At 59.8% G+C, this 23,510-nt stretch carries 24 protein-coding genes and 1 tRNA gene; 13 read left to right on the top strand and 12 right to left on the bottom strand.

What is annotated here, in order from left to right; translation table 11 throughout:
• The first annotated feature begins 86 nt into the window (after positions 1-86).
• From NL123_RS16790 to treS, 3 genes are all read left to right on the top strand, one after another.
• Positions 87-854 (top strand): PAS domain-containing protein, encoded by a 768-nt coding sequence (locus NL123_RS16790; RefSeq protein WP_494355827.1) that lies wholly within the window; start codon positions 87-89, stop codon positions 852-854.
• 242 nt (positions 855-1,096) lie between these two features.
• Entirely contained in the window at positions 1,097-4,306 is a 3,210-nt protein-coding gene (locus NL123_RS16785; protein WP_494355826.1) for a YobI family P-loop NTPase, read from the top strand.
• Between the two features lie 43 nt (positions 4,307-4,349).
• Positions 4,350-6,413, top strand: a complete 2,064-nt coding sequence (gene treS, locus NL123_RS16780) for a maltose alpha-D-glucosyltransferase (RefSeq protein ID WP_248481398.1) — start codon at positions 4,350-4,352, stop codon at positions 6,411-6,413.
• Between the two features lie 25 nt (positions 6,414-6,438).
• Here the strand turns inward: treS and ppk2 are convergent, their stop codons facing one another.
• Complete coding sequence (gene ppk2, locus NL123_RS16775) at positions 6,439-7,356, bottom strand: polyphosphate kinase 2 (RefSeq protein WP_494355825.1); 918 nt, start codon at positions 7,354-7,356, stop codon at positions 6,439-6,441.
• A gap of 186 nt (positions 7,357-7,542) precedes the next feature.
• On the opposite strand from ppk2, the gene pstS reads away from it, so the two are divergent.
• The 6 genes from pstS to NL123_RS16745 all read left to right on the top strand — a co-directional run bounded on the left by pstS (position 7,543) and on the right by NL123_RS16745 (position 12,661).
• Positions 7,543-8,571, top strand: a complete 1,029-nt coding sequence (gene pstS / locus NL123_RS16770; protein WP_058427834.1) for a phosphate ABC transporter substrate-binding protein PstS — start codon at positions 7,543-7,545, stop codon at positions 8,569-8,571.
• 74 nt (positions 8,572-8,645) lie between these two features.
• Positions 8,646-9,611: a phosphate ABC transporter permease subunit PstC gene (gene pstC, locus NL123_RS16765; protein ID WP_248481400.1), complete on the top strand. Its 966-nt coding sequence runs from the start codon at positions 8,646-8,648 to the stop codon at positions 9,609-9,611.
• Entirely contained in the window at positions 9,611-10,504 is an 894-nt protein-coding gene (gene pstA, locus NL123_RS16760; RefSeq protein ID WP_058427836.1) for a phosphate ABC transporter permease PstA, read from the top strand. The genes pstC and pstA overlap by 1 nt, the downstream gene beginning before the upstream one ends.
• Positions 10,505-10,580: 76 nt before the next feature.
• Entirely contained in the window at positions 10,581-11,342 is a 762-nt protein-coding gene (pstB, locus tag NL123_RS16755) for a phosphate ABC transporter ATP-binding protein PstB (RefSeq protein ID WP_217649954.1), read from the top strand.
• A 30-nt stretch (positions 11,343-11,372) separates the two neighbouring features.
• Complete coding sequence (locus NL123_RS16750) at positions 11,373-12,071, top strand: hypothetical protein (RefSeq protein ID WP_494355824.1); 699 nt, start codon at positions 11,373-11,375, stop codon at positions 12,069-12,071.
• Positions 12,071-12,661 (top strand): hypothetical protein, encoded by a 591-nt coding sequence (locus NL123_RS16745; protein ID WP_058427839.1) that lies wholly within the window; start codon positions 12,071-12,073, stop codon positions 12,659-12,661. Before NL123_RS16750 ends, NL123_RS16745 begins: the two co-directional genes overlap by 1 nt.
• A 59-nt stretch (positions 12,662-12,720) precedes the next feature.
• On the opposite strand, the gene NL123_RS16740 is transcribed toward NL123_RS16745, so the two are convergent.
• Positions 12,721-13,326, bottom strand: a complete 606-nt coding sequence (locus tag NL123_RS16740) for a cysteine hydrolase family protein (RefSeq protein WP_248481402.1) — start codon at positions 13,324-13,326, stop codon at positions 12,721-12,723.
• 230 nt (positions 13,327-13,556) lie between these two features.
• Here NL123_RS16740 and NL123_RS16735 point away from each other — a divergent pair, with 230 nt between their 5' ends.
• Positions 13,557-13,886 carry a hypothetical protein gene (locus tag NL123_RS16735; RefSeq protein ID WP_058427841.1) on the top strand — a complete coding sequence of 110 codons (330 nt, stop codon included), beginning with the start codon at positions 13,557-13,559 and terminating at the stop codon, positions 13,884-13,886.
• On the opposite strand, the gene NL123_RS16730 is transcribed toward NL123_RS16735, so the two are convergent.
• The gene (locus NL123_RS16730) at positions 13,887-14,156 is read right to left on the bottom strand and encodes a hypothetical protein (protein WP_248481403.1); all 270 of its coding nucleotides are present in this window, start codon (positions 14,154-14,156) and stop codon (positions 13,887-13,889) included.
• Positions 14,157-14,186: 30 nt separating this feature from the next.
• The gene (locus tag NL123_RS16725; protein WP_248481404.1) at positions 14,187-14,513 is read right to left on the bottom strand and encodes a DUF2388 domain-containing protein; all 327 of its coding nucleotides are present in this window, start codon (positions 14,511-14,513) and stop codon (positions 14,187-14,189) included.
• A gap of 212 nt (positions 14,514-14,725) precedes the next feature.
• On the opposite strand from NL123_RS16725, the gene NL123_RS16720 reads away from it, so the two are divergent.
• Positions 14,726-14,812 (top strand) — tRNA-Leu (locus tag NL123_RS16720).
• A 100-nt stretch (positions 14,813-14,912) separates the two neighbouring features.
• Here NL123_RS16720 and NL123_RS16715 read toward each other — a convergent pair.
• Positions 14,913-15,194 (bottom strand): hypothetical protein, encoded by a 282-nt coding sequence (locus NL123_RS16715; protein ID WP_248481405.1) that lies wholly within the window; start codon positions 15,192-15,194, stop codon positions 14,913-14,915.
• A gap of 193 nt (positions 15,195-15,387) precedes the next feature.
• Here NL123_RS16715 and NL123_RS16710 point away from each other — a divergent pair, with 193 nt between their 5' ends.
• On the top strand, positions 15,388-15,861 hold the full coding sequence (locus NL123_RS16710) for a GFA family protein (protein ID WP_494355823.1): 474 nt from the start codon (positions 15,388-15,390) through the stop codon (positions 15,859-15,861).
• Here NL123_RS16710 and NL123_RS16705 read toward each other — a convergent pair.
• A complete protein-coding gene (locus NL123_RS16705; RefSeq protein ID WP_494355822.1) occupies positions 15,833-16,360 on the bottom strand; it encodes a DinB family protein in 528 nt (175 codons plus the stop codon). The genes NL123_RS16710 and NL123_RS16705 overlap by 29 nt on opposite strands.
• Positions 16,361-16,485: 125 nt before the next feature.
• Between NL123_RS16705 and NL123_RS16700 the strand changes: the two genes are divergently transcribed.
• Positions 16,486-17,178, top strand: coding sequence for a tellurite resistance TerB family protein (locus tag NL123_RS16700; protein ID WP_494355821.1), 693 nt, complete (start codon positions 16,486-16,488; stop codon positions 17,176-17,178).
• Here NL123_RS16700 and NL123_RS16695 read toward each other — a convergent pair.
• From NL123_RS16695 to NL123_RS16670, 6 genes are all read right to left on the bottom strand, one after another.
• Positions 17,175-17,996 carry a PA4824 family protein gene (locus NL123_RS16695; protein WP_494355820.1) on the bottom strand — a complete coding sequence of 274 codons (822 nt, stop codon included), beginning with the start codon at positions 17,994-17,996 and terminating at the stop codon, positions 17,175-17,177. The two genes, NL123_RS16700 and NL123_RS16695, sit on opposite strands and share 4 nt — an antisense overlap.
• Positions 17,997-18,014: 18 nt before the next feature.
• The gene (locus NL123_RS16690; RefSeq protein ID WP_025999705.1) at positions 18,015-18,362 is read right to left on the bottom strand and encodes a DUF2493 domain-containing protein; all 348 of its coding nucleotides are present in this window, start codon (positions 18,360-18,362) and stop codon (positions 18,015-18,017) included.
• 65 nt (positions 18,363-18,427) lie between these two features.
• Positions 18,428-21,142, bottom strand: a complete 2,715-nt coding sequence (mgtA, locus tag NL123_RS16685; protein WP_494355819.1) for a magnesium-translocating P-type ATPase — start codon at positions 21,140-21,142, stop codon at positions 18,428-18,430.
• 236 nt (positions 21,143-21,378) lie between these two features.
• On the bottom strand, positions 21,379-21,672 hold the full coding sequence (locus tag NL123_RS16680; RefSeq protein WP_248481414.1) for a hypothetical protein: 294 nt from the start codon (positions 21,670-21,672) through the stop codon (positions 21,379-21,381).
• A 318-nt stretch (positions 21,673-21,990) separates the two neighbouring features.
• Positions 21,991-22,602 (bottom strand): LysE family transporter, encoded by a 612-nt coding sequence (locus NL123_RS16675; RefSeq protein ID WP_494355818.1) that lies wholly within the window; start codon positions 22,600-22,602, stop codon positions 21,991-21,993.
• A gap of 75 nt (positions 22,603-22,677) precedes the next feature.
• Positions 22,678-23,469 carry a helix-turn-helix transcriptional regulator gene (locus NL123_RS16670; RefSeq protein ID WP_494355817.1) on the bottom strand — a complete coding sequence of 264 codons (792 nt, stop codon included), beginning with the start codon at positions 23,467-23,469 and terminating at the stop codon, positions 22,678-22,680.
• Between the last annotated feature and the right edge of the window lie 41 nt (positions 23,470-23,510).

Here is a 23,510-nt window from a genome sequence, read left to right as displayed (position 1 = left end):
AATCGGCACAGTTTTCGTGGCTCGACAGCGCTCAAACCATCGGGCAATCTGCGTGCGTCGAGGCATTCAACAGGGGATCGAAAGTCATGTTGCAGACTGCGTTTGCGGCCCTGTGCCAAGGGGATGAGGCCAATCGACCCCACAGCATCGAGCTGCTCCTGGCCGGTGTGGTGCAGCTGTTGCCGATGCTGGATGTGATCCCCAATGCGGCGATTTTCATCAAGGACACCCAGGCCCGCTACCTCCTCGCCAACCGTACGTTGGTACAACGCTGCGGCCTCAAGCAGCTGCAACCGCTGCTGGGCAAGACCAGCGCACAAGTGTTCCCCGCACAACTGGGGCCGGGTTACACCGAGCAGGACCGCCGCGTGCTGGAACAGGGCTTTGTGCTGGAAGACCAGCTCGAACTGCACCTGTATGGCACCCGTGAACCCGGCTGGTGCCTGACCCACAAGTGGCCGCTGTACAACCACCTCGGCGCGATCATTGGCCTGGCCGGTATCTCGGTCGACCTGCAAACCGCCAGCGAGAGCCACCCCGCCTACCAACGCCTGGCCGCCGTGGACGCGCATATCCGTGCGCACTTCAACCGCCGCGTCACCCTCGGTGAGTTGACCCGCATCGCCGGGATTTCCGTGGCGCAGTTGGAGCGTTACTGCAAGCGCGTGTTCCACCTCACCCCCCGGCAAATGATCCAGAAAGTGCGGCTGGAACACGCCCACCGGTTATTGCACAGCGACCTGCCGATCACCGAGGTGGCACTGCAGTGCGGGTACACCGACCACAGTGCGTTCACTCGGCAGTTCAAGGCCTCGACGGGGTTTACGCCGAGGCAGTATCGGGACACTCGCTGAATGAAGCGTTTCTGTAGGAGCCGGCTTGCTGGCGATGGCAACACCGCTGTGTGTGGAACCCAGCGAGTACGTTGAGATGGATTGCAGGACTGCGAGGATGGCATTGAGCTATCATGGTGGGCGCTTTCATGCCGCACCTCAGATTGTTAAAGGATGATTCAGTGACTCAAGGAATAGTGATCAGGTTTAAACGGAGCATCAGCGCCTTCCTCAAGGTATGGAGAGCGCACAAGGCGATACCCTTGAGTGAAGAGGGTTTCGTAGACTTGACGCCTGTATTGCTCGAGGGGGCGCAGGCTGATCGCTATGTCAGTGAGTTGCTGCACGCGCTCGAAAACGAGCAGGTTCGCAACATTGCGATAACGGGTGGGTACGGCGCAGGCAAGAGCAGCGTGATCAGGACTTTTTTTGATCGTCACCCCGAATACGAGCCTGTATTCGTCTCCCTTGCCACGTTCAGTCAAGACAACCCGGCAGAGCGTGCAGTATCGCCGGCTGAACCGCCGGCCAAAAACGATGATCTGATGCCACGCATTGAGGAGACCATCGTCCAGCAGCTGCTCTACGCCGTACCTGCGCGTAAGGTGCCAAAAACGCGGTTGAAACGCATCGTACACGCCTCGAATGCCCGCAACCTCTTTCATACGGTGTTCTTCGCCCTGTTGGTTGCCTGTGGTGTGCGGCTGTACCTGCCTTTCGTCGATCCTATGCCCAAATACGTTCCCGATTGGCTTATCACTCAACTGTTGTGGGTGCCGGATAGTTGGACCCTGGCGTTCGTCCTGGCTGCGGGTGTGTACTTGCTGTATTGCGCCTTGAAGTACTTGTCGCTTTTCAGCATCGACGGGCTGACCCTCAAAGGCGGGAAACTGGAATCCCTTCACCATGGTTCAGTGCTGCACAAGCATGTCGACGAGATCATCTACTGTTTCGAACGCAGTGATATCAACGTCGTCGTGATCGAGGACCTTGATCGATTTGGCATTCAGGACGTGTTTTTTCGCCTGCGCGAAATCAACTTCACCATCAAGCAATCACCACAAATCAAGCGTCCCGTGCACTTCATCTATGCAATACGCGATGAACTGTTCTTCGCTGACGACCAGGCAAAGTTCTTTGACCTGATCATTCCCGTGGTACCCGTAGTCAACTCGGAGAACTCGCAGGAAAAGATGATGGACCTGCTCAAGGCAAAACGCTTTGATTCAATTCGCCGTTTCGACCCTGTGCTGATCGAGACGGTGTGTTACTACATCGACGATATGCGGTTGATCAAGAACATCATCAACGAGCTGGACCTGTTCTCCAGCCTGCTGGGTGGTCGCGGCGTGAAACTGGACGTTAACAAACTGTTGGCGATGGTGGCCGTGCGCAACCTGTACCCGGAGGCCTGTGCCGAGCTGCTCAAGCGACGCGGGCCGATTTTTTCTGTCTTCAATGAGTTTGGTGCTTGGCGTATTGCCCAGGCAAAAGAGATTGATGCGCAGATATCTGACGTGCGAGAGCAACTGGCGATTGTGGAGCGCGAACACCTTGCGAGTCTGGAAGAACTGAGGGTTTGCGTTTGGTACCAGGTCGTCAAGCTGATCAATCCCGTGGACACCACTGATCTCACGTACGACAACGAAGTGACAATGACGTTGACGGAGTTTGTACAAGACGAGTTTTTTGATGAAGTGATCAAGAAAAACCGGACGCTGTCCATGGAAAGTCGCCATCACATCAACTTTAACACTCAGGTAAAAACGGTTGAGAGTGAGCGCGTCTTGCACTTGACGTCATACCGGGAACGCGCTTCGGGACTGACGGCTGAGCGGGAGGTTTTTACCAGGAAAATCGAAGCGCTGAACAATCAGAGCATCCGCATCCAGCGCATGTCGTTCAGAGAGGCTGCAAAGGCCGAGTATGGCGAAGTACTGACTCAGAAGCTCGGGTCTATAAAAGCGTTGATTTATCTGATGCGTGAAGGATATTTCGACACCGACTACTATGATTACCAAGGGTTCTTCTACGAAGGGTCGCTCACGCAGGATGACAAGAACCTGATCCTGGCCCTGCGCGGTGGTGAGTCACCAGAGGTGATGACAGTCGTCAATAACCCGGAGAGGGTGCTCGGCAAACTTGACCAAAAAGCGTTGGGGGAGGGGCGCGGCTTGATTGCAGGGTTGGTCGATTACCTGTGCAGTCAATACACGGCTGCGGATCACGGTACCCATGGGTGGAAGCTGAACGCGATCCTCAGCACGGCAGCGCAATTCATGCCACGCTTTGCCAGTGTGGTGGATTCCATCCTGACAAGTGAAAACGCCCCCGCCTTGATTCAAGCTATCTACGACACCGACCCTGAGTCTCTTGAGGGGCTGTTCTCGTCAAAACGTTTTGTGGACAGCGGTCCAAAGCAGGCGTTGGTCTGCGCAATAGTCAGCAGCTTGGCTCCTGAGCAAATCAGCGCACTGGAAGACTGCGACCACGGCGTGCTAGAAAGCCTTGAAGGGTTGCAGGATGTCAGCGATGTCGTGTCGCTGCTTGCCAAGGGCGAGGCCACATGGGGCTGGTTGCGTCAACATCCTGTGCAATTTTATAACCTCAGTGATGCCGTCGCGGCGGATGACCTCAAGCAGTTGGTGAGCTGGGGGTTTATCGCGCCTGAACTGAAAATGCTTCGTTTGATATGCGCGTCATTTGAGTTGGGCTCGGAACAGGAGTCGCCTGTAACTTACCGTCGGCTGACAGCGTTGCGACTGGAGGGGATCGAAACGTTGTTGGAGCGTGACCCACAGAGACTGGTCCAGCAATTACTCAGCCAGACTGGCATGTTGGATGAGTCAGCAGAGTCTTTGGCCGCGTTGCTTACTGCTATTTATGCCGAGCCTGAGTGGGTCAGATCCTTGCTGGATCGCACAGACTGCGAATTCGCGACACTTGAAAGCGCCTCCATGAGTCTGTGGGTGCGGCTGATGGCTGCCGATAGGGTCAGTGACAAAGCTGAAGCCGTCTGGACATATTTTCGAGCGAATACCGATATCCTCACGCCGCGTTTTCACACCAAGGCGGAGCGTCACAACAGGGAGAAAAGAGCTGCCCTGAACAACTTCATCCTCCTGAACCTGGAGGTCTTGGGGGATTCTCTCTGGCAACTCCATCCCGATGACCATCACAAACTACAACTGTATTTACTAAAACAGGCTGTGATTTCTGATGAAGTGTTGTTGAGGTTGTTTTCGACGACCACACTGAAATCCACTGAAATGTTGAACACGATCCCGAGCGAACGCTGGGGCATGCTTGTCGCTTCAAGTTTTCTGCCGCATTCCGAGATGATGAGGGAGTTCGTCCATCTCCATGCGAGTCCGGAGCACGCTGCGTATTTCGAACGACGCAACCCCACATTCAATGCAACGAATAGCCCCTCGACGCCTCATATGACTACACCCGGTGTTATCGAGACTTGATACTGCCGCGTTGGACTCATCCACGACGACAGGTACCACGCTTATGACTGCGGCTGAAAACAACCATGTGAACTGGCTGGTGGAACAATCGATGCTGCACGCGGCCCGCCAGCGCGCCAAGCTCTACTCGGGCCAGGGCCGGTTGTGGCAGCAGCCTTACGCGCAGACCCGGCCCCGGGATGCTTCGGCGTTGTCGTCGGTATGGTTTACCGCCTACCCGGCCTCAATCGTGACCCGCGAAGGCGGCACGGTATTGGAGGCGCTTGGGGATGAGGCGTTGTGGCATGCGCTGTCGAAGATCGGCATCCAGGGCATCCATAACGGTCCGCTGAAAAAATCCGGCGGTTTGAGCGGTACACAGCACACGCCGACCATCGACGGCAATTTCGACCGCATCAGTTTCGAGATCGACCCGCAACTGGGCACCGAGGCGCAGTTGCAGGCGTTGACGCGCATGGCGGCGGCGCACAATGCGGTGATAATTGACGATGTGATCCCGTCCCACACCGGCAAGGGCGCGGACTTCCGCCTGGCCGAGATGGCGTACGAGGACTACCCCGGCCTGTACCACATGGTGGAAATCCGCGAAGAAGACTGGTCGTTGCTGCCCGACGTCGCCGAGGGCCGCGATGCGCAGAACCTCAGCCCGGCGCAGGTCGATGCATTGCGTGACAAGCACTACATCGTCGGCCAGCTGCAGCGGGTGATCTTCTTCGAGCCCGGCGTCAAGGAAACCGACTGGAGCGCCACCGACGTGGTGCTGGGCGTGGATGGCAAGCCGCGTCGCTGGGTCTACCTGCATTACTTCAAGGAAGGCCAGCCATCGCTGAACTGGCTGGACCCGACTTTCGCCGCGCAGCAGATGATCATCGGCGATGCATTGCACGCCATCGACGTGATGGGGGCGAAGATCCTGCGCCTGGACGCCAATGGTTTCCTCGGCGTGGAGCGCAAGCTGGACGGCACGGCCTGGTCCGAGAGCCATCCGCTGTCGATCACCGGCAACCAGTTGCTCGGCGGGGCGATTCGCAAGGCCGGCGGCTTCAGTTTCCAGGAGTTGAACCTCACCGTGGACGACATCGCGTCCATGTCCCATGGCGGCGCCGACCTGTCCTATGACTTCATCACCCGTCCCGCTTACCAGCACGCGTTGCTGATGGGCGACGCCGAGTTCCTGCGCCTGATGCTGCGCGAAATGCACCGCCAGGGCATCGACCCTGGCTCGCTGATCCACGCGTTGCAGAACCACGATGAACTGACCCTGGAACTGGTGCACTTCTGGACCCTGCATGCCCATGACACTTTCCTGTACCAGGGCCAGACCTTTCCCGGGAACATCCTGCGCGAGCACATTCGCGAACAGATGTACGAGCGCCTGGCCGGCGAACAGGCACCGTACAACCTCAAGTTCGTCACCAACGGCGTGTCCTGCACCACCGTCAGTATCATCACGGCGGCGCTGGGGATTCGCGACCTGGACGCCATCACCCAAGCGGATATCCAGCAGATACGCCAGATCCATTTGCTGTTGGTGATGTACAACGCCATGCAGCCGGGGGTGTTTGCCTTGTCGGGCTGGGACCTGGTGGGGGCGCTGCCGCTGGCGGCCGAAGAGGTTGAACACTTGATGCAGGACGGCGATACGCGCTGGATTCATCGCGGTGCTTATGACCTGGTGGATTTGAACCCGGATGCCGAATTGTCCGCCGGCCAGATGCCGCGCTCGAAAAGCTTGTATGGCAGCCTCAACAGCCAGTTGCAGGACCCTGAGTCGTTTGCCTCGCAGCTGCAAAAAATCCTCGCGGTACGCCGTGCCTATGACATCGCCGCCAGCCGCCAGATCCAGGTGCCGGAAGTGGAAAACCCGGGGCTGCTGGTGATGGTCCATGAATTGCCGGCCGGTAAAGGCATACAAATCACCGCGCTGAACTTCGGTGCCACGCCCATCACCGAAACCCTGCATTTGCCGGATATTGGCGCGGGCATGGTGGTGGACATCATCAATGAGCGGGTCGAGGGTGACTTGACGGCGGAAGGCGAGTTTACGATCACGCTGGATGCCTATGAGGGCCTGGCGCTGCGGGTGGTGAGCAACTCGCCCCTGTAATTGCGGGGGCGAGCTTGCAGCTGACTCAGTAGAGCTGCGGCACGATCAACTCCGGCGGCGTGGGGCTGCGGGAATAATCTTCCTGCCGCACACGCTGTGGCAACTCGATTACCGGCAATTGCACTTCTTCATACGGCATCTGCCCGAGCAAATGGTGGATGCAGTTGAGGCGGGCTTTCTTCTTGTCATCGGCTTGCACCACCCACCATGGCGCTTCGGCGATGTGGGTGCGCTCAAGCATGATTTCCTTGGCCTTGGTATAGGCTTCCCAGCGCCGACGGGATTCCAGGTCCATGGGGCTGAGTTTCCACTGCTTGAGCGGGTCGTGAATGCGGCTGAGAAAACGCAGGTGCTGTTCCTGGTCGGAGATGGAAAACCAGTACTTGATCAGCTGGATGCCGGAGCGGGCGAGCATGCGCTCGAACTCCGGCACGCTGCGGAAGAACTCTTCGTACTGCTCGGCGTTGCAGAACCCCATGACCTGCTCGACGCCGGCGCGGTTGTACCAACTGCGGTCGAACAGCACGATTTCACCGGCGGCTGGCAGGTGTGAGACGTAGCGCTGGAAGTACCACTGGGTCTGTTCGCGGTCGTTCGGCGCGGGCAGGGCGGCCACCCGGCAGACCCTGGGGTTCAGGCGCTGCGTGATGCGCTTGATCACACCGCCTTTGCCGGCGGCATCCCGCCCTTCGAACAGGATCACCACCTTGTGGCCGGTCTTGACCACCCAGCTCTGCAACTTCACCAGTTCGCCTTGCAGGCGGAACAGCTCGCTGAAGTATATGCGGCGTGCGGTTTTTTCGGCGCTTTCACCCACATGTTCGTCAAACAGCGCATTGAGGTCGTGCCCGTCTTCGGATAATTCCAGTTCCAGCTCTTCGTCACTGTGATCCAGCAGTTCACGGTGGATGCGTTGCATCAAGGCGTCTTCGATCGAGGACATGGACGGAGCTCGCGTGGTGGGAGATGGCAAAGTCTTAGTCTCAATTTGTTACGAACCAATGACGTCAAAATGCCTGATTGCGGGGGGAGAGGGGGACAACCAGGCGTTTTGCCACTCCACGTTCATAAAACCGTAACAAGATTGTTGCAGAGTTCCCCAGCCCGTAATTCACAAGGATTTTCCTGAATGAAACGTCTGATGAAGTCTGCTGCACTCGCCGTTGCGGTTTCTCTCAGTGCCACCTCGGTGTTTGCTGCCGAGAGCATCCGTCTGACCGGTTCCGGTGCGAGCTTCCCCGCGCCGATCTACCTCACCTGGTTCAAGGATTTCAGCAAGAAAACCGAGGGCGTCACCGTTGACTACCAGTCCAAGGGTAGCGGTGCGGGTGTACAGGACTTCCTGAACAAAACCGTCGATTTCGCCGCCAGCGACTCGGCCATGAAAGACGAAGACATCGCCAAGGTGGCCGAAGGCGTGCAACTGCTGCCGATGACCGCTGGTGAAATCGTGCTGGCCTTCAACCTGCCGGGCAACCCTAAAGAGCTCAAGTTGCCGCGCGACGTGTACTCCAACATCTTCCTGGGCAAGATCACCAAGTGGAACGATCCGAAGATCGCTGCCGCCAACCCTGGCCTGAAACTGCCAGAGCTGCCGATCACGGTGGTGGTGCGCGCAGACTCCAGCGGCACCACAGCGGTATTCACCAAGCACCTGTCGGCGATCAACCCTGAGTTCCAGAAAGACCTGGGCGAAGGCAACACCGTCAACTGGCCTGCCAGCGACAAGTTCATCAAGTCGCCGAAGAACGACGGCGTGACCGCCACCGTGCGCCAGACCCCGGGCGCCATCGGTTACATCGAGTACGGCTTCGCCAAACTGGCCAAGGTTGACTTTGCCCAGTTGCAGAACAAGGCCGGCAAGTACGTGGTACCAAACGCCGAAAGCGGTGCCGAAGCCCTGGCTGCGGTGAAGATGCCGGAAAGCCTGGTGGCTTGGCTGCCGGATCCGGATGGCGCCAAGTCCTATCCGATCACCTCCTACACCTGGATGATCTTCCGCAAGGACAACGGCAACCCGGCCAAGGCCAAGGCCATGCGTGAAATGGTCGAGTACAGCCTGACCGAAGGCCAGAAAATCGCCGACTCGATGGGCTACATCCCGCTGCCTAAATCGGTAGTCGACCAAGTTCGCAAAGCTTCCGCCAACATCCAGTAAGGCTCGCCACGCCACTCCCGGCATGGGCGGTCAGCCATGTCGGGAGCGATCCCCCCTTGTTCCGGAATCAACCAATGAACAAACCCTTTGTCGTACCGGTCAACCCGGATTCTGCGTGCCAGCCACCCTCTACCAAGGATTTCGTGGTTGACCGTACCTTCCGTGCGCTTGCACGCATCGGCGTGGTGTTGGTGCTGGCGCTGGTCTTCGCGCTGGTCTTCGAAGTAGGGCGCAAGGCACTCCCCGGCATGGAAAAGCACGGTTTCGATGTGCTGTTCGGCAGTGTCTGGGACGTTAACCAAGGCAAGTACGGCATTTTGCCAGCTATTTGGGGCACGCTTTACAGCGCCCTTATCGCGTTGCTGATCGCAGGTTTCTTCGGCGTCAGCATGGCGATTTTTCTTACCCAGGATTTCCTGCCGGCAAAACTGGCGGCGGTGTTTCGCACCATCGTCGAATTGCTCGCCGCCATCCCCAGCGTGGTCTACGGCCTGTGGGGCATCTACGTGGTGATCCCGGCCATCCGCCCGCTCACCGCGTGGCTGAACACTGAACTGGGCTGGATTCCTTTTTTTGGCACGTCCCTCAGCGGGCCGGGCCTGTTACCGGCCGCATTGGTACTGGCGATCATGATCCTGCCGACCATCGCTGCCGTTTCCCAGGACGCCCTCACGGGTGTACCGATGAAAACCAAGCAAGCCGCCTACGGCATGGGCACCACCCACTGGGAAGCGATTCTCAAGGTGATGGTGCCGTCCGCAGCAACCGGCATCTTCGGTTCCCTGGTGCTCGGCCTCGGTCGTGCCCTGGGTGAAACCATGGCCCTGGCCATGCTGGTGGGTAACGCCAATAACATCTCGCTGTCGCTGTTTGCCCCGGCCAACACCTTGGCGGCCCTGTTGGCGCTGAACTTCCCCGAAGCCGGCCCCAACGAGATCGAAGTGTTGATGTACGCCGCCCTGGTGCTGATGTTCATCACGCTGCTGGTGAACATCATCGGTTCGATGATCATGGTCTACGCCCAGCGGGGGACTAAATAATGACTGACCTTTCTACGCCGATGACGGCCATGCCGAGCCTGCAGCGCCGGTTCGAGGGCCGTGCCCTGCGCAGCCTGGTGCTGACCACCCTGGTGTGGTTCGGCGCGCTGCTGGCCAGCGTGCCGCTGATTTCCGTGCTCTACATGCTGATCACCCGTGGCGGTGCGCGCCTGAGCCTGGAAGTGTTCACCGAACTGCCGCCTACCGGTTTCGAGACTGGCGGCGGCTTCGGCAACGCCATGGCCGGTACCTTCGTGATGGTCGGTATTGCCGCCGCCATCGCGGTGCCGGTCGGCATCCTGGCGGCGATTTTCCTTGCAGAACTGGGGCCGGACAGCAAGCTGGCCAACGCCTCGCGCTTTGCCGCCAAGATGCTCACCGGCTTGCCATCGATCCTGGCGGGCGTGTTCGCCTACGCCCTGGTGGTGATGACCACCGGCACATACTCGGCCCCGGCCGGTGGCGTGGCATTGGCCGTGCTGATGCTGCCGATCGTGGTGCTGACGGCGGAAGAGTCGATGAAGATGGTGCCCAAGATCATGAAGGACGCCGCCTACGGCATGGGCTGCACCCGCTCGCAGGTGATCTGGAAAATCGTCTTGCCCACCGGCATGCCCGCGATCCTCACGGGCGTCATGCTCGCCGTGGCCCGCGCCGCCGGCGAAACCGCGCCGCTGTTGTTCACTGCGCTGTTCAGCAACTACTGGATCTACCACGACGGCAGCCTGGCGGTGATGAATCCGACGGCGTCCCTGGCCGTGCTGATCTACAACTTCTCCGGCATGCCGTTCGACAACCAGCTTGAGCTCGCCTGGGCGGCTTCGTTGGTGCTGGTGATGATCGTGCTGGTCGTGAATATCGTGAGCCGTATTTTCGGCAAGCCCAAGTACTAAGAACGGGAGCATCTGAATTTTGAACATGTCAACTGCGCAAGTAGCCGCTCCGTTTATCACCCAGTCGCCTGTGGTCATGGACTGCAAGCTGGACAAGATTTTCTACGGCAATTTCATGGCGGTGCGTGACAGCCATGTGCCGATCGAGAAAAACAAGATCACCGGTTTCATCGGCCCGTCCGGCTGCGGCAAGTCCACGGTGCTGCGTAGCCTCAACCGCATGAACGACCTGGTGAAGGGCTTCCGTTTCGAAGGCCATGTGCACTTCCTCGGCCAGGACGTATACGGCAAAGGCGTTGACCCGGTGGTCGTACGTCGCTACATCGGCATGGTCTTCCAGCAGCCGAACCCGTTCTCGATGAGTATTTTCGACAACGTGGCCTTTGGCCTGCGCCTGAACCGCTACAAGGGCGACCTCGGCGACCGCGTCAAGCACGCCCTGCAAGGCGCTGCGCTGTGGGATGAGGTCAAGGACAAACTCAAGGTCAGCGGCCTGTCGCTGTCCGGCGGTCAGCAGCAACGCCTGTGCATCGCCCGCGCCATCGCCACCGAGCCGGAAGTGCTGTTGCTGGACGAACCCTGCTCGGCACTCGACCCGATTGCCACGCGCAGGGTGGAAGAGCTGATGGTCGAGTTGAAGAAGGACTACACCATCGCACTGGTCACCCACAACATGCAGCAGGCGATCCGTGTGGCCGATACCACCGCGTTTTTCTCGGTGGACATCTCCCAGGGCACCCGTACCGGTTACCTGGTGGAAATGGGCGCGACCACGCAGATCTTCGAAAACCCGCGCGAACAAATGACCGGGGACTACATCAGCGGCAAGTTCAGCTGACCCGCCATTCATCGTTTTTCAGGATTGCCAATGACCGCAACACGTCGTCTTGATTTGCTCGCCATCGAACGCGCCCTGCGTGAGGTCCAGAGCCGTTTTGCCCAGCTCAGCCGGGACTTTACCGAGCCACGCGACCCGCTGACGGACGAAGTGCTGCAGAATGTGCTTGAAGGCTACGCCCTGATTGACGACTATGTGGCGCGCGGTATCGATCTGTTCGACCTTCAGCAGCTGAACCTGATGCTGGAGATCAACGCCACCGTGCTGTGCGGCACGGACCCGGTACGCAGGCGTGAATACGCCCAGCACCTGGCGGCCACCGAAGTGCATTTTTTCAACAATGTCGAAGGTGGCATCAAGGACTTGTACAACTGGTACTGCAAGCACCACAACGAGTCGGTGTGGAAGCGTGCAGCCGGGGTGTATGTGCGGGTCCTCAGCAAGCCGCAGTTGTTCATTGAAGGCAACCACCGCAGTGGCTCGCTGATCGTCAGCTACCTGTTAATGCGCGAGGGGTTGGCCCCATTTGTACTGACGCTGGACAACGCCGAGGGCTACTTCAACCCGTCCTCGGTCATACGCAACTCCGCCAAGCATGGCGTCATGGCCTTGTACGAATTGCCCAAGATCAAGAAAAAATATGCCGCGTTCCTGGAAGATAAGGCCCCTGATCCAATGGAGTTTTTCCTGAGCGACACACCTGTGCCTGTGTATCAGGGAAATCAATGATGGGAAGGTACCCAGTGCTCGACACAATCAAGCGGGTGTTCAAGCGTCAACGCATTCGTATCTCGTTCGATATCGATGACACGCTGGCCTGCCAGTTGCACCACAGCGCGACCGAACATAGTCGCTTGCCGGCGTGTGTGCACCGTTGGCTGGGTGAGCCGCTGCGCAGCGGCACCCGCAAGCTGACCCGCGAGCTGCGCCGCCAGGGCTGCAGCGTGTGGGTCTACACCTCGTCGGGCCGCACGCCGTCCTACATCCGTCGTTGGTTGTTGTTGTACGGCATTCATGTGGATGGCGTGGTCAACAGCGTGCGACACAACCAGGCTCTCACCGAGCGTGGGCTGACGAGCACACCGTCGAAATTCCCGCCGGCCTTCGACATTGACTTGCATGTCGATGATTCCGAGGGTGTGCAGCTTGAAGGCGTCGACCATGGTTTTCGCGTGGTGGTCGTCGACCCGGAAGACGAGCAGTGGGCGCAACGCGTGCTGGATGCGGTTGCGCAGGTCCAGGCGCAGCTTGCCCGGCAGCAACCGCAGCGGCACAAGGTGCCAGTGCGGGCGTATCCGGGGTTGACGCTCAACGGATAAAATCACTCGACGGATGAAATAAAAGGGAGCGACTGAGTGATCAGTCGCTCCCTTTTCTCTTACTGGGCGCTCAACGCCCCAAGAAACTCGGTATGGCGCAACACCTTCGAAAACATCGGCAGCGTGAAGTTTTCGGCGGCCTTTTGTTGTTCGTCGGTGAAGGTGGCGGTGCAGTCGCTCAAGGTCACCACGTTGTAACCCTTCTCATACCCTGATCGCACCGTGCCTTCGACGCAGCAGTTGGTCAGAAAGCCTGCCACCACCAGGTTCTGGACACCATTGTTGCGCAGCACCAGGTCCAGGCCCGTGGTGGCAAAACCATCCAGCCCGCGCTTGCCTTCCACGAGAATATCCCCGGGTTCACGGGTAATCGACTCGCTGATCTCGGCCCCCCAACTGCCGGTACGAAACGCGCTGCCGTCGGCTACACCTTTGAGAATCCCATAGTCGCGCAATGCCAGCTCCGGATAGCCTTCGGCGAACTGGATGGGCAGGTGAATGATCTTTACGCCCAGTGTGCGCGCTTGTTGCACGGTGGTGGCGGTGTTGGCCAGCATGTCGGACTGATGCATCACGTCTTTGACCGCGTCATGGAACACACCACCCGGGGTGGTGAAGTCGTTCTGGAATTCGATCAGGACAAGGGCGGTGGCGTTGGGATTCATCTCGGGTCTCCGATAGGGGGGGTCACTGCGGGTATTCCGCTACCAGCCGCTGGGGAACCAGAGGCGGGCGAGCCTGACGTCTCGGATCAGGCACATCGTCTTAGCATAGTCGGCTTCAACATCAATGGGCAGCGACCCGCAGGCTCGTCAGGAAAGGCTGATGGTTCAGTAGGAATACAAGGCCTCCAGTGTTAGATTCTTCGGGCTTCTCACCCCACAAGGACAGTGCAATGACCCGCTATTTCAAACATCCGGACAGTGACCAGGTTGAAGAGGTCGACGCCTTTCAGGTCCTGGCCGTACTGTTTCTCGGCCCTCTCTACCTGCTCTTCGCGGGCCTTTGGCGCCACTTGCTGATCTGGGGGGCCGCCCTCGGACTGGGCCTCTTGGCAGGCCCGCCCTGGGCGGCGATACCGATTGCAGTATTGCCCATCATCTACTGTTTCCTGATACGTAAAATCGTGGCAGGTGAGTATCTGAAGAAGGGCTGGGTCGAGGTGCCCGATCCAGCGCTGGCGCTCAAGAAGCCAGCGCCAGACGCTGCGTCTGTTACAGAATAGTTACGTCAAAGTCGCCTTCGCCGGCTTTTTGAAGGATGACGTCCGGACATACCTGGCCAGTTTCCACAGGCCACTACCCAATGCGGCCAGGGCAACGGCTACGAGCAAGTTGGCCACCCCTTCGCCAATCTGCTCGGGCGTCACAAATCGGGAAAGCATCTTCACCGACGCAGTGACGATCAGGTAGACGGTCAACATCCAAAACACGACCGCAGTCGCGTAGACCGGCATCGACAGGGTTGTGTGTAGCCAGGTAGGGGACTTGTGCATCAGCGATGACTTCCTTGTTGGGCTGAAGGGTCAGAGAGTCGTGGCAATGGCCTGGGCCAACTGCATGTCAGACATTAGGGGGGCAGTGTAGTTTGAACGGTAGTAGCGCGATGCCTGTTCAAACTGCGCCCCACGGATCTCTCCCCCTGAGCCGATATACGCAAGTGCATCGCTTTTGGAGGATTTGAACAGGTCAGGAATAGCGGAGGTTAACGCCAGGGCGCCGGAGGTCAGCACAAACGGAGCGACCGACGTGAGCATCAGCGCGGCCTGAAACGGGTTGTTGTTCTCGGCGGCCACGGCTGAGTTGCCGAGCACTGCCAGGGCAATGATTGTAAATACCTTGCGTGAGTCCATTCTGCGATGTGTCCATTCCGTTGGGGGCGTCACAGTACCAGAGCTGGCGGGTTGCCGAGCAACAGGTCTCTTGGACTGGCTTCCAAAAGCTAATCTAGATCACTGATCTAACAAGCTTTTTTCACCCGTCCAGTTGTGCGATAAAGCTGTCTTGCGACCTTGCATCGAGGCGAAGGGATCTATATATTCCCAACCCTGCAACACGCGCTGCCGCCCGAATGGCGAAACTGGTAGACGCATGGGACTTAAAATCCCCCGCTCGTAAGGGCGTCCCGGTTCGATTCCGGGTTCGGGCACCATAGATATCAAGGGCTTGCCGGGGAAACCTGACGCAGGCCCTTATCTTTTTTAAGAACAAAAAAAGCCCCGGATCATCCGGGGCTTTTTTGCATGTGCGGCTTATACAAACGGCTGACCACTAAATCCCCGTGGCAAACGCTGCAACCCTGGCAAGTCCGTCAACCGTTGTGTCCATGCACTGCGCCAGTCGACGGCGGTGTGGCTCTTGGCCTTGCGATTGGCACGGCGGGCGGCATTGCGCTGGGTGCGGCGCGCTTCCTTGTAGGCTTCGGTATTGCGGCAGGTACGGCATTTGACCCGGTTCAGCTCGTTGCTGGAAGGCAGGTTGTTGCCGTGGTGACCACAGGCGAGGTGGCCGGCGACCTTGAAGTGAATGACCATGTAAGCGTCTCCTTCTTGGGGGTACGCGCATCGGTAGACCCACGATGCACGCGGGGAGGGCGGGGTAGTAAAACCCCGGCACCTAAGGTTACGACCCCAGGTGCAGCTCAGCGTTCGGTTGGGTGTATGGCCTGTTCAAGGTCGAGGTCGGACGTTAACCTGCCACCCACCCCATCCATGAAAGGAAGTGATGATGAGTGCCGACACCCTGCCGCAAGAGGGTAGCTGCCGTTGTGAACGTGTACGTTTCAGCGTGAGTGCTGCCCCAGTGATCACCATGGCCTGTCACTGCACCGGTTGCCAGAAGATGTCCTCCAGCGCGTTCTCCTTGAGCGCGTTGATTCCCGCCAGCGGTTTTACGGTGACCCAGGGCTGCCCGGTGATCGGCGGCCTGCAGGGCGTGGACCGGCATTACTTTTGCCCGCACTGCATGAGCTGGCTGTTCACCCGTCCCCATGGCATCGATGAGTTCGTCAACGTGCGTGCGACGTTGCTGGATAACGCCGGCGATTACGTACCTTTCATGGAAACCTGGACCCGCGAAAAATTGCCCTGGGTGTCCACGCCCGCCGTTGAAAGCTTTGCGCAATTGCCCGAACCTCAGGAATTTCCGCGCTTGCTGCAGGCGTACGCCGAGTTCAGTCGATCAGCGCCAGCAAATCCGTAGTGCCCACATCCAGCCCCACCTGGCTCAGCAGGGTGGTGGCCTGGCCGCGATGATGGGTCTGGTGATTGAAGAAGTGCACCAGCAGGCCGAAGAACGGCTTGTCGGCTGCGACGCCGCGCATGTTGCTGTAGTGCAGGCGCTGATCCAGGTCGGGCTCGCGCACGGTGTGGGCCCAGTCGATGATCAGTTGGTCCAGCCAGGCGCGGTGGGTGGCCAGTTCGCGGATATCGGCAAATGCCAACTGCCTCAGGTCGAGCGGTGCGGCAATCGCCTCCAGCGGCGCCAGCGCTGTGTACCCGGCGGGATGCCCGGCAAAGCGCTTGAGCCACACGGTGTCGCCCAGCGCCACATGGTTCAGCGTGCCGAGGATCGAGCCGAAAAACGCCTGGCGATCCATCGACAACTGCGCGTCCGACAACGTGTTGGCCGCGTCGTAGAGCTTGCGGTTCATCCACTGGTTGTAGTTGGCCATCAATGCGATGTGTTCAATCCGGTTCACGTGGCTGTTCTCTCGAAGGCGCGGTGACGCAATGATAAGTCGCGCCCGCCCGGCGGTCATGGTGTTCCGGCAAGGCCGGGCTATGTTTGTTAAACGCCAACACTGCGCCCTGGGAGGGTAGCACCATGAACACCAGCGACTTACTGGAACAACTCTTGCGCGCCGGGCAAGGTGGCAGTGCTTCTTCGGGCGATGGCCTCGGTGGGCTATTGGGCGGTTTATTGAAAGGCACCAGCACCGGTAATGCTTCAACCGGTGGCGGCCTGGGTGACCTATTGGGTGGCCTTGGCGGCATGCTGGGCGGTGCGACGGGCGCTCGTCCTGCCCAAGGGCGTTCCGGGGGAATGAATTACGCGGCACTCGCGTCCCTGGGCATGGCCGCATTCCAGGCCTATCAAGCCTGGCAACGCCAGCAGGCCAACGCACAGCAGCAAGCCTTCCAGACGGTGGACCAGCTTGACGGCCCCGCCGCCGAAGCCCACAGCCACGCGGTATTGCGTGCCTTGATCGCGGCGGCCAAGGCAGACGGGCGCATCGATGAGCAAGAGCAGCAGTTGATCTCCAATGAGCTGGGCCGGCATACCGACGACCCGCAACTGCAAGAGTGGCTCGACGCCGAAGTGGCCAAGCCGCTGGATGCCGCGGATTTCGCCGAGTTTGCCAGCGACCCGGCCGTGGCGGCCGAGGTGTACCTGGCTAGTGTGATGCTGGTGGACGATCAGCAGGACGCCGAACGCAATTACCTGGACGACCTGGCAGGGCAGTTGCAAATCGACCCGCAATTGCAACTGCACCTGGAACAACAAGCCAAGGCCTAGAAACGCAGCGTGGCGCCGGTGGTCAACCACTGCGCCCGATCACCGATCAGGCTGCGGCCGACCACCAGGTCCACGTCGACGAATTCGCCCACATGCAACCGGGGCCCGGCCTGCCAGGCCTGGTCGCCGCCTTCCTGGCCGTAGCGTTCGGCGATCAGCGTCAGCAACGGCGCCACCTGGTATTCAAAACCGGTGCCCCAGGTCAGGCGGTGTTTCTGGTCACCATCGTTGTAGGCATGGGACCAGCCGGCATTCAGGTTAAGCCGCAGGGGCTCCAGCGGTTGCCAGGTCAACGGAATATTGAAGTCCGCGCCATCAAACCCGTGATGACGATCCAGGGCAAAGTGCGCGCCGGCGGACAGGGCCAGTTCCAGGCCCAGATCCTCCCGCGACCACAACTGGGCCTTTAGCTGCGGGTTCACCTGGGTTTCGCCCTTGTCTGTGCTGGTTGCACGCGACAGGGCCGCGCCCCATTGCACCGAAGGCAGCGCGGCGAAGGTGCAGGCCGGTGACAGCGTTTCTGTGTGGGTACTGCCGTCGTGGCGGTTGGCGGTGTACCAGGCGTCGACGTTGCATTCGCCTGGCGCGTTGATCGCACCGTCGTCGACCACATAGGAGCCGCCGGCCGCGTGGGCTTTTGACAGCAAGGCAATCGCCAGCAGGATGCCCAGGGTCAGGCCGATGAAGATCAAATTGCGCTGCAATGCGCGGCGTTTGGCCGGTGGCAGCAGCAGTAACGTGTGGCGTGCATCGCGGTAGTGACGCGCACGGTATTTGGCAAACCCGTCCTGACGGGCTGGGGTGTGTTTTTTGTGCATGATGCACCTCGCATGAATTCAGCTTTCTACGGTCAGTACCGAAATGCCGCTGGCTTTGGCCTGGCACACCAGCTCGCTGGTGTCGTCCCCGCCGGGCAGGGCGATGACCACATCGGGGCGGCTGTCGGTCAGCATGAAATGGTTGCGCTGGCGTTCCGCCTGTTTGCCGTGGCGTTGCCAGTTGGGCGGGTAGCGCACCACATCGATGCCCAGTTCCCGTGCCCATTCCTCGACGTCACTGCCGAGGAATTGATTGCCGCCGTGGATCAATACCTGCACCGGGCGCAGGCGGTGGTAAGCGTCCAGCACCTGGCGGGACATTTTGGTGTCGGCGTAATGACGACCTGCACAGATCAAGACGCGCATAGGGTGTTTCCTTGTAGTGCACGGTGGCGGCCGGGCGACCGCCACCGTTTAAACGGCGGGAGAGATCAGTACCACTGCTTGAAGCGGCGGATGTAGATCGTCTTCATCAGTTGGGCCACGCAGCAGTAGCTGAGCAAGGTGCCCACCAGCCATGGGAAGTAGGCCATCGGCAGCGGTTGCAGGCCCACCAGGGTGCCCAGCGGCGAGAACGGCACGTAGATCCCCAGCACGATCACCACGCAGGTCATCATCAACACCGGCCACGCGGCGGTGCTCTGGAAGAACGGGATCTTGCGGGTACGCAGCATGTGCACCACCAGGGTTTGCGAAAGCAGGCCCTCGATAAACCAGCCGGACTGGAACAGGGTCTGCATCTCGACGCTGTTGGCGGCGAACACGTACCACATCAGCGCAAACGTGGTGATGTCGAAGATCGACGAGGTCGGCCCGATCCAGATCATGAACCGGCCGATGTTCTTCGCATCCCACTTGCGCGGCTTGGCCAGGTATTCCTTGTCCATCTTGTCCCACGGCAGCGCCAGCTGGGAGATGTCGTACATCAGGTTCTGCAGCAGCAGGTGGATCGACAGCATCGGCAGGAACGGAATGAACGCACTGGCCACCAGCACCGAGAACACGTTGCCGAAGTTGGAGCTGGCAGTCATGTTCAGGTACTTCATGATGTTGCCGAAGGTCTCGCGACCCTTGAGCACGCCTTCTTCCAGCACCATCAGGCTCTTTTCCAGCAGGATGATGTCGGCTGATTCCTTGGCGATATCGGTGGCGGTGTCGACCGAGATCCCCACGTCGGCATCGCGCAGCGCCGGTGCATCGTTGATCCCGTCACCGAGGAAGCCCACGGTGTGGCCGTTGGCTTGCAGCGCCTTGAGCACCCGGGATTTCTGCAGCGGTGTCAGCTTGGCAAATACCGTGCGTTCTTCCACGCGGCGCAGCAGTGTCGCGTCGTCCATCGCTTCGATTTCGGTGCCCAGCAGCGGCTGGCCTGGATCGAGGCCGACCTGGCGGCAGATCTTGCTGGTGACCACGGCGTTGTCGCCGGTGAGCACTTTGATCGCCACGCCAATCTGTTGCAGCGCGGCAATCGCTGGGCCGGCAGTTTCCTTCGGTGGATCGAGGAAGGTCAGGAAGCCCTGGATCACCAGGTTGCGCTCATCGGCCGTGGTGTATTGCTGACGCGCCAGGGATTTAGGAATGTGACGGGTCGCCACCACCAGCACGCGGAAACCGTCTTCGTTGTAGTCGTTGGCAATCGCCAGCAACTCCTCGCGGCGACGCTCATCCAGTGGCACCGCAGCGCCGGCTTCCATCACATGGGTGGAGATGCCCAGCATCTCTTCCACGGCGCCTTTGCACACCAGCAGTTGATCGTCGGCGGCATCCTTGACCACGATTGACAGGCGACGGCGGACGAAGTCGAACGGCAACTCATCGACCTTGCTGTAGGCAAACGGCACCTGGAACTTCGGATTACGTTCCGAGAACTCCACCACGGCCTGGTCCATCAGGTTTTTCATGCCGCTCTGGTGATGGCTGTTGAGCCAGGCCAGGGACAGCACCGCATCATCACGTTGGCCGAAGGCGTTGACGTGGTGTTCGAGGATGATCTTGTCCTGGGTCAGGGTGCCGGTCTTGTCGGTGCACAGTACGTCCATCGAGCCGAAGTTCTGGATCGCGTTGAGGCGCTTGACCACCACTTTGCGCTTGGCCATGGCCGTGGCGCCCTTGGCCAGGTTGGCGCTGACGATCATCGGCAGCATTTCCGGGGTGAGGCCTACGGCAACCGCCAGGGCAAACAGGAACGCATCGCCCCAGTCACCCTTGGAGAAGCCATTGAGCAGGAACACGATCGGCACCATCACCAGCATGAAGCGGATCAGCAACCAGCTGACGCTGTTCACGCCCCGGTCGAAGGCGGTTTGCACCCGCGAGCCGACAATCGCCTTGGCCAGGGAGCCAAAGTAGGTGCGTGCCCCGGTGGCCACGACGACAGCCTGCGCACGCCCGCTGACCACGTTGGTGCCCATGAAGCAGATGTTGGGCAGGTCCAGCAGGTTGCCCTGGTCGGCGGCCATGGAACTGGCGGATTTCTGCGTGACATCGCCGAGGGTGTCGTACTTTTCGACCGGCAAGGCTTCGCCGGTCAGCACCGCCTGGCTGATGAACAGGTCACGGGACTCGATCAGGCGGATATCGGCCGGGATCATGTCGCCGGCCGACAGCTGCACGATATCGCCGGCTACCAACTCGCGCATCGGCACCTCACGCAGGGTCGGCTGGGAACCCACTTGCTCACGGCGTAGCACGGTGGCGGTGGTGCGGACCATGGCCTTGAGGGCTTCGGCGGATTTGGCCGAGCGGTGTTCCTGCCAGAAGCGCAGCAGGCTGCTGAGCAATACCATGGTCATGATGATGATGACTTTGGTCGGGTCGGCGTCTTCGCCTTCCTGCATCGGCAGCCAGCAGTCAGTGAAGAAACTGATGCCGCCCAGGGTCAGCAGTACATAGATGAACGGGTTGTTCAGTGCCTGCAGGAACTGCACGATGGCGTGAGGCGGCTTGTCATGCGCCACTTCGTTGTAGCCTTCGCGTTGCAGGCGCGCCTGGGCGTCCAGCTCGGTGAGGCCGTCTTTGGTGGCGCGGACGTTGGCCAAGGTGGCCGACAGTCCGTTCTGGGCTTCGCGGGCGGCACGCATCGACAGTTTGGTGTCGGTGTGGCTGCTGCTCTTTTTGTTCAATGGGGCGTTTTTTACGGCGCTCATGGTGTGTGCTCCTGTCGCCAATTTTTCGACAAAACATACCCGTTACCGGCCTGATGACAGGCGAGCGAAAGCATGCCGAGTCGCTAACTTCGCGATCGGTTTAAATAAGGTGTTCACATAACTTCTACAGCGCCCGCTAACAGCGCGTTAATTAACTAACGCGCAGCGGGCTACTACTGGACGTGTTCATAAAGAACTCCAGAACAATAATCAGGAAGTTGCTGTTTCCAGCCGGGTCAGGCGGCGCGAGCGCTCACATACAGACCGAGCATCAAGCTGGCCTGGGCCAGGCTGGAAACCTTGGGTCTCTGTGGGTCTTGAGGGTCGGCGTGATCCCAGTGCTGGACCAGTTGGCCGCTGTCAGGGCAGATACGCCAATGCGCCAGCGGGTGAGCCGGGCGCATTTGAGGGGAGGGTGCAGCAAAGGCAGAGCGGGTAGGCGAAAAGCCTACAGGCTCGCGGCACAGCTTGGCGCGCAGGGCGGCCGCGAGTGTGCGTACATCGGGCAAAGCAAGGGTTAGCAAGGTCATAACACACCTCGGGACCGGACGGGCGACCGGCGAGGCAGTTACGGTGGAGCATCAAGCTCTAGCGCAGCTTACCGGACCGGGGAGGCGAGTCCTGTCATGTTCTGGGTTTGGCGCCCGATGCCCGCCAAGGCGGTGCTCGGACAGCGACTAGATACTGTGTCCATTGGCTTCTTTTGTGAGGTTTAAAAAAGGCCCCAGTTGCAGGCACGGGCAATCTACTCAGGCGGTTACAAAATGTCAACGCATGATTAGTTAAAATGGCCGCTGTTCAGAGTTTATTCAGACAAGGAGCACTCGTAAGTTGCCGGATATATAACTTCATATCCCGAGTGCAGCCAGAATAGCCAGATAGATCAATACCACGCCACACACGCCATAGCTGACGCGTTGCCATAATGCAGAAGCGTTCTGGCGTATCAGATTCACCAGTGCCGCTATTAGAAAACACGACAACAGCGACGCGAGCATGAACCCGGCAAAGAACATCAGCGTCTGCCCGTGGCTGGGCGTGGTGCCGACAATCCCCGACAGCGCACTGCCCAGTGCGCCCCAGTAGACGATGTTCTTCGGGTTGGCCAGGGAAATTGCGGCGCCTACCGCCAGGGCATTTTGCCGGGTGCTGGCGGGCGCGCTGTCCGGTTGTGGCAGGTGCCAGGCATCGACCAGGCTGCGTACGCCCAGCCAGGCCAGGTACAACGCACACACCACCGTCAACGGCACACGCACCGCGTCATGCTGGATCAGCAGGGCGATCCCGGTCAGGCCGATCACTGCCCACACGGCATCGCCCACCAGTGAGCCGAACTGCACCAGCAGGGCTGGTGTAAAGCCATGCAGCAAGCCACGGCGCAGGGTCTCCGCGAGCACGGCGCCGGGGGAGAGGCAAAACACAAAACCGAATATCAGTGCATAAAAAAAGATCGTCAGCATGCCTGCATTTCCTTCAAGTGAGGCGGGGCAGTGTGAGGATGTGCAGGCGCGGTGTCTTGGACCAGATTGCTCTGTTCAGCGTTTTACGGTGCTTTGGTAGTGGCCAGGGGTGATGCCGTAGGCCGCCCGGAAATGCCGGTTCAGGTGACTCTGGTCGGCGAAGCCCAGGTCGTGGGCCGCCTCGCCAGCGGGGACGCCCTTGCGCAACAGGCCTTTGGCGCGACGGGTACGCAACTGCATGGCCCACTCCCGGGGCGTCAGCCCGGTTTCTTTCTGGAAGGCACGCAGCAGGTGGAATTTGGACAGCCCCAGTTCGCCGCCCAGGTGGTCAAGTGTCAGGGGTTGATGCAGGTGTTCGGCGAGTAATGCCTGGGCGCGGCTGATCATGGGTTTACCGGGGCTGGCGCTGCCGGGCAGGCGCACGCCGCTGATGTTCACCACTTCACCCAACAGCAGCACCAAGGCGTCTTCATTCACGTCGCGAACCAGCGCGTCACCGCTCATCGCACCTTTGATCGCGGCGGCCAGTCGCAAGGCAAGCTCGGGCTGAACACATAAAGCACGGTCAAATTCCAGGTGCACCAGCCCCAGGTCCGCCGCCAATTGTTCCGCCGTGGCGTACAAGCTCACAAAGTGCCAGGGCGCACCATCGGCCGCACCGCCGCCTTGAATCTGGCCGGGATTGTACAAGGTGATGGCACCGGGGCCGGCGTGGAACTCGCGACGATCCAGCCAGACTTTTTCCTCGCCTACCAGGTTCACGCCGATCACATATTCATCATGGCTATGGCGGGCAAAGGTCAGCCCGTTGCAGGCCGTGCTACTGACTTCATAGTTGCCCAGCCAGGCGTGTTGCACGGCGCTCATCGATTTCACTCAGTCGGGGGACAGGCACGAGCATACGCTGG

Source organism: Pseudomonas sp. FBCC-B1565, assembly GCF_059133265.1.
The sequence above is the reverse complement of the archived record's forward strand: the minus strand, read 5'-3'. Positions and strand labels throughout refer to the sequence as shown.

Bases quoted from the DNA above. Each gene is read 5' to 3' on its own strand.
- NL123_RS16790 (WP_494355827.1), top strand. From the start codon at position 87: ATGTTGCAGACTGCGTTTGCGGCCCTGTGCCAAGGGGATGAGGCCAAT.
- treS (WP_248481398.1), top strand. From the start codon at position 4,350: ATGACTGCGGCTGAAAACAACCATGTGAACTGGCTGGTGGAACAATCG.
- ppk2 (WP_494355825.1), bottom strand. From the start codon at position 7,356: ATGTCCTCGATCGAAGACGCCTTGATGCAACGCATCCACCGTGAACTG.
- pstS (WP_058427834.1), top strand. From the start codon at position 7,543: ATGAAACGTCTGATGAAGTCTGCTGCACTCGCCGTTGCGGTTTCTCTC.
- pstC (WP_248481400.1), top strand. From the start codon at position 8,646: ATGAACAAACCCTTTGTCGTACCGGTCAACCCGGATTCTGCGTGCCAG.
- pstA (WP_058427836.1), top strand. From the start codon at position 9,611: ATGACTGACCTTTCTACGCCGATGACGGCCATGCCGAGCCTGCAGCGC.
- pstB (WP_217649954.1), top strand. From the start codon at position 10,581: ATGGACTGCAAGCTGGACAAGATTTTCTACGGCAATTTCATGGCGGTG.
- NL123_RS16750 (WP_494355824.1), top strand. From the start codon at position 11,373: ATGACCGCAACACGTCGTCTTGATTTGCTCGCCATCGAACGCGCCCTG.
- NL123_RS16745 (WP_058427839.1), top strand. From the start codon at position 12,071: ATGGGAAGGTACCCAGTGCTCGACACAATCAAGCGGGTGTTCAAGCGT.
- NL123_RS16740 (WP_248481402.1), bottom strand. From the start codon at position 13,326: ATGAATCCCAACGCCACCGCCCTTGTCCTGATCGAATTCCAGAACGAC.
- NL123_RS16735 (WP_058427841.1), top strand. From the start codon at position 13,557: ATGACCCGCTATTTCAAACATCCGGACAGTGACCAGGTTGAAGAGGTC.
- NL123_RS16730 (WP_248481403.1), bottom strand. From the start codon at position 14,156: ATGCACAAGTCCCCTACCTGGCTACACACAACCCTGTCGATGCCGGTC.
- NL123_RS16725 (WP_248481404.1), bottom strand. From the start codon at position 14,513: ATGGACTCACGCAAGGTATTTACAATCATTGCCCTGGCAGTGCTCGGC.
- NL123_RS16715 (WP_248481405.1), bottom strand. From the start codon at position 15,194: ATGGTCATTCACTTCAAGGTCGCCGGCCACCTCGCCTGTGGTCACCAC.
- NL123_RS16710 (WP_494355823.1), top strand. From the start codon at position 15,388: ATGAGTGCCGACACCCTGCCGCAAGAGGGTAGCTGCCGTTGTGAACGT.
- NL123_RS16700 (WP_494355821.1), top strand. From the start codon at position 16,486: ATGAACACCAGCGACTTACTGGAACAACTCTTGCGCGCCGGGCAAGGT.
- NL123_RS16695 (WP_494355820.1), bottom strand. From the start codon at position 17,996: ATGCACAAAAAACACACCCCAGCCCGTCAGGACGGGTTTGCCAAATAC.
- NL123_RS16690 (WP_025999705.1), bottom strand. From the start codon at position 18,362: ATGCGCGTCTTGATCTGTGCAGGTCGTCATTACGCCGACACCAAAATG.
- mgtA (WP_494355819.1), bottom strand. From the start codon at position 21,142: ATGAGCGCCGTAAAAAACGCCCCATTGAACAAAAAGAGCAGCAGCCAC.
- NL123_RS16680 (WP_248481414.1), bottom strand. From the start codon at position 21,672: ATGACCTTGCTAACCCTTGCTTTGCCCGATGTACGCACACTCGCGGCC.
- NL123_RS16675 (WP_494355818.1), bottom strand. From the start codon at position 22,602: ATGCTGACGATCTTTTTTTATGCACTGATATTCGGTTTTGTGTTTTGC.
- NL123_RS16670 (WP_494355817.1), bottom strand. From the start codon at position 23,469: ATGAGCGCCGTGCAACACGCCTGGCTGGGCAACTATGAAGTCAGTAGC.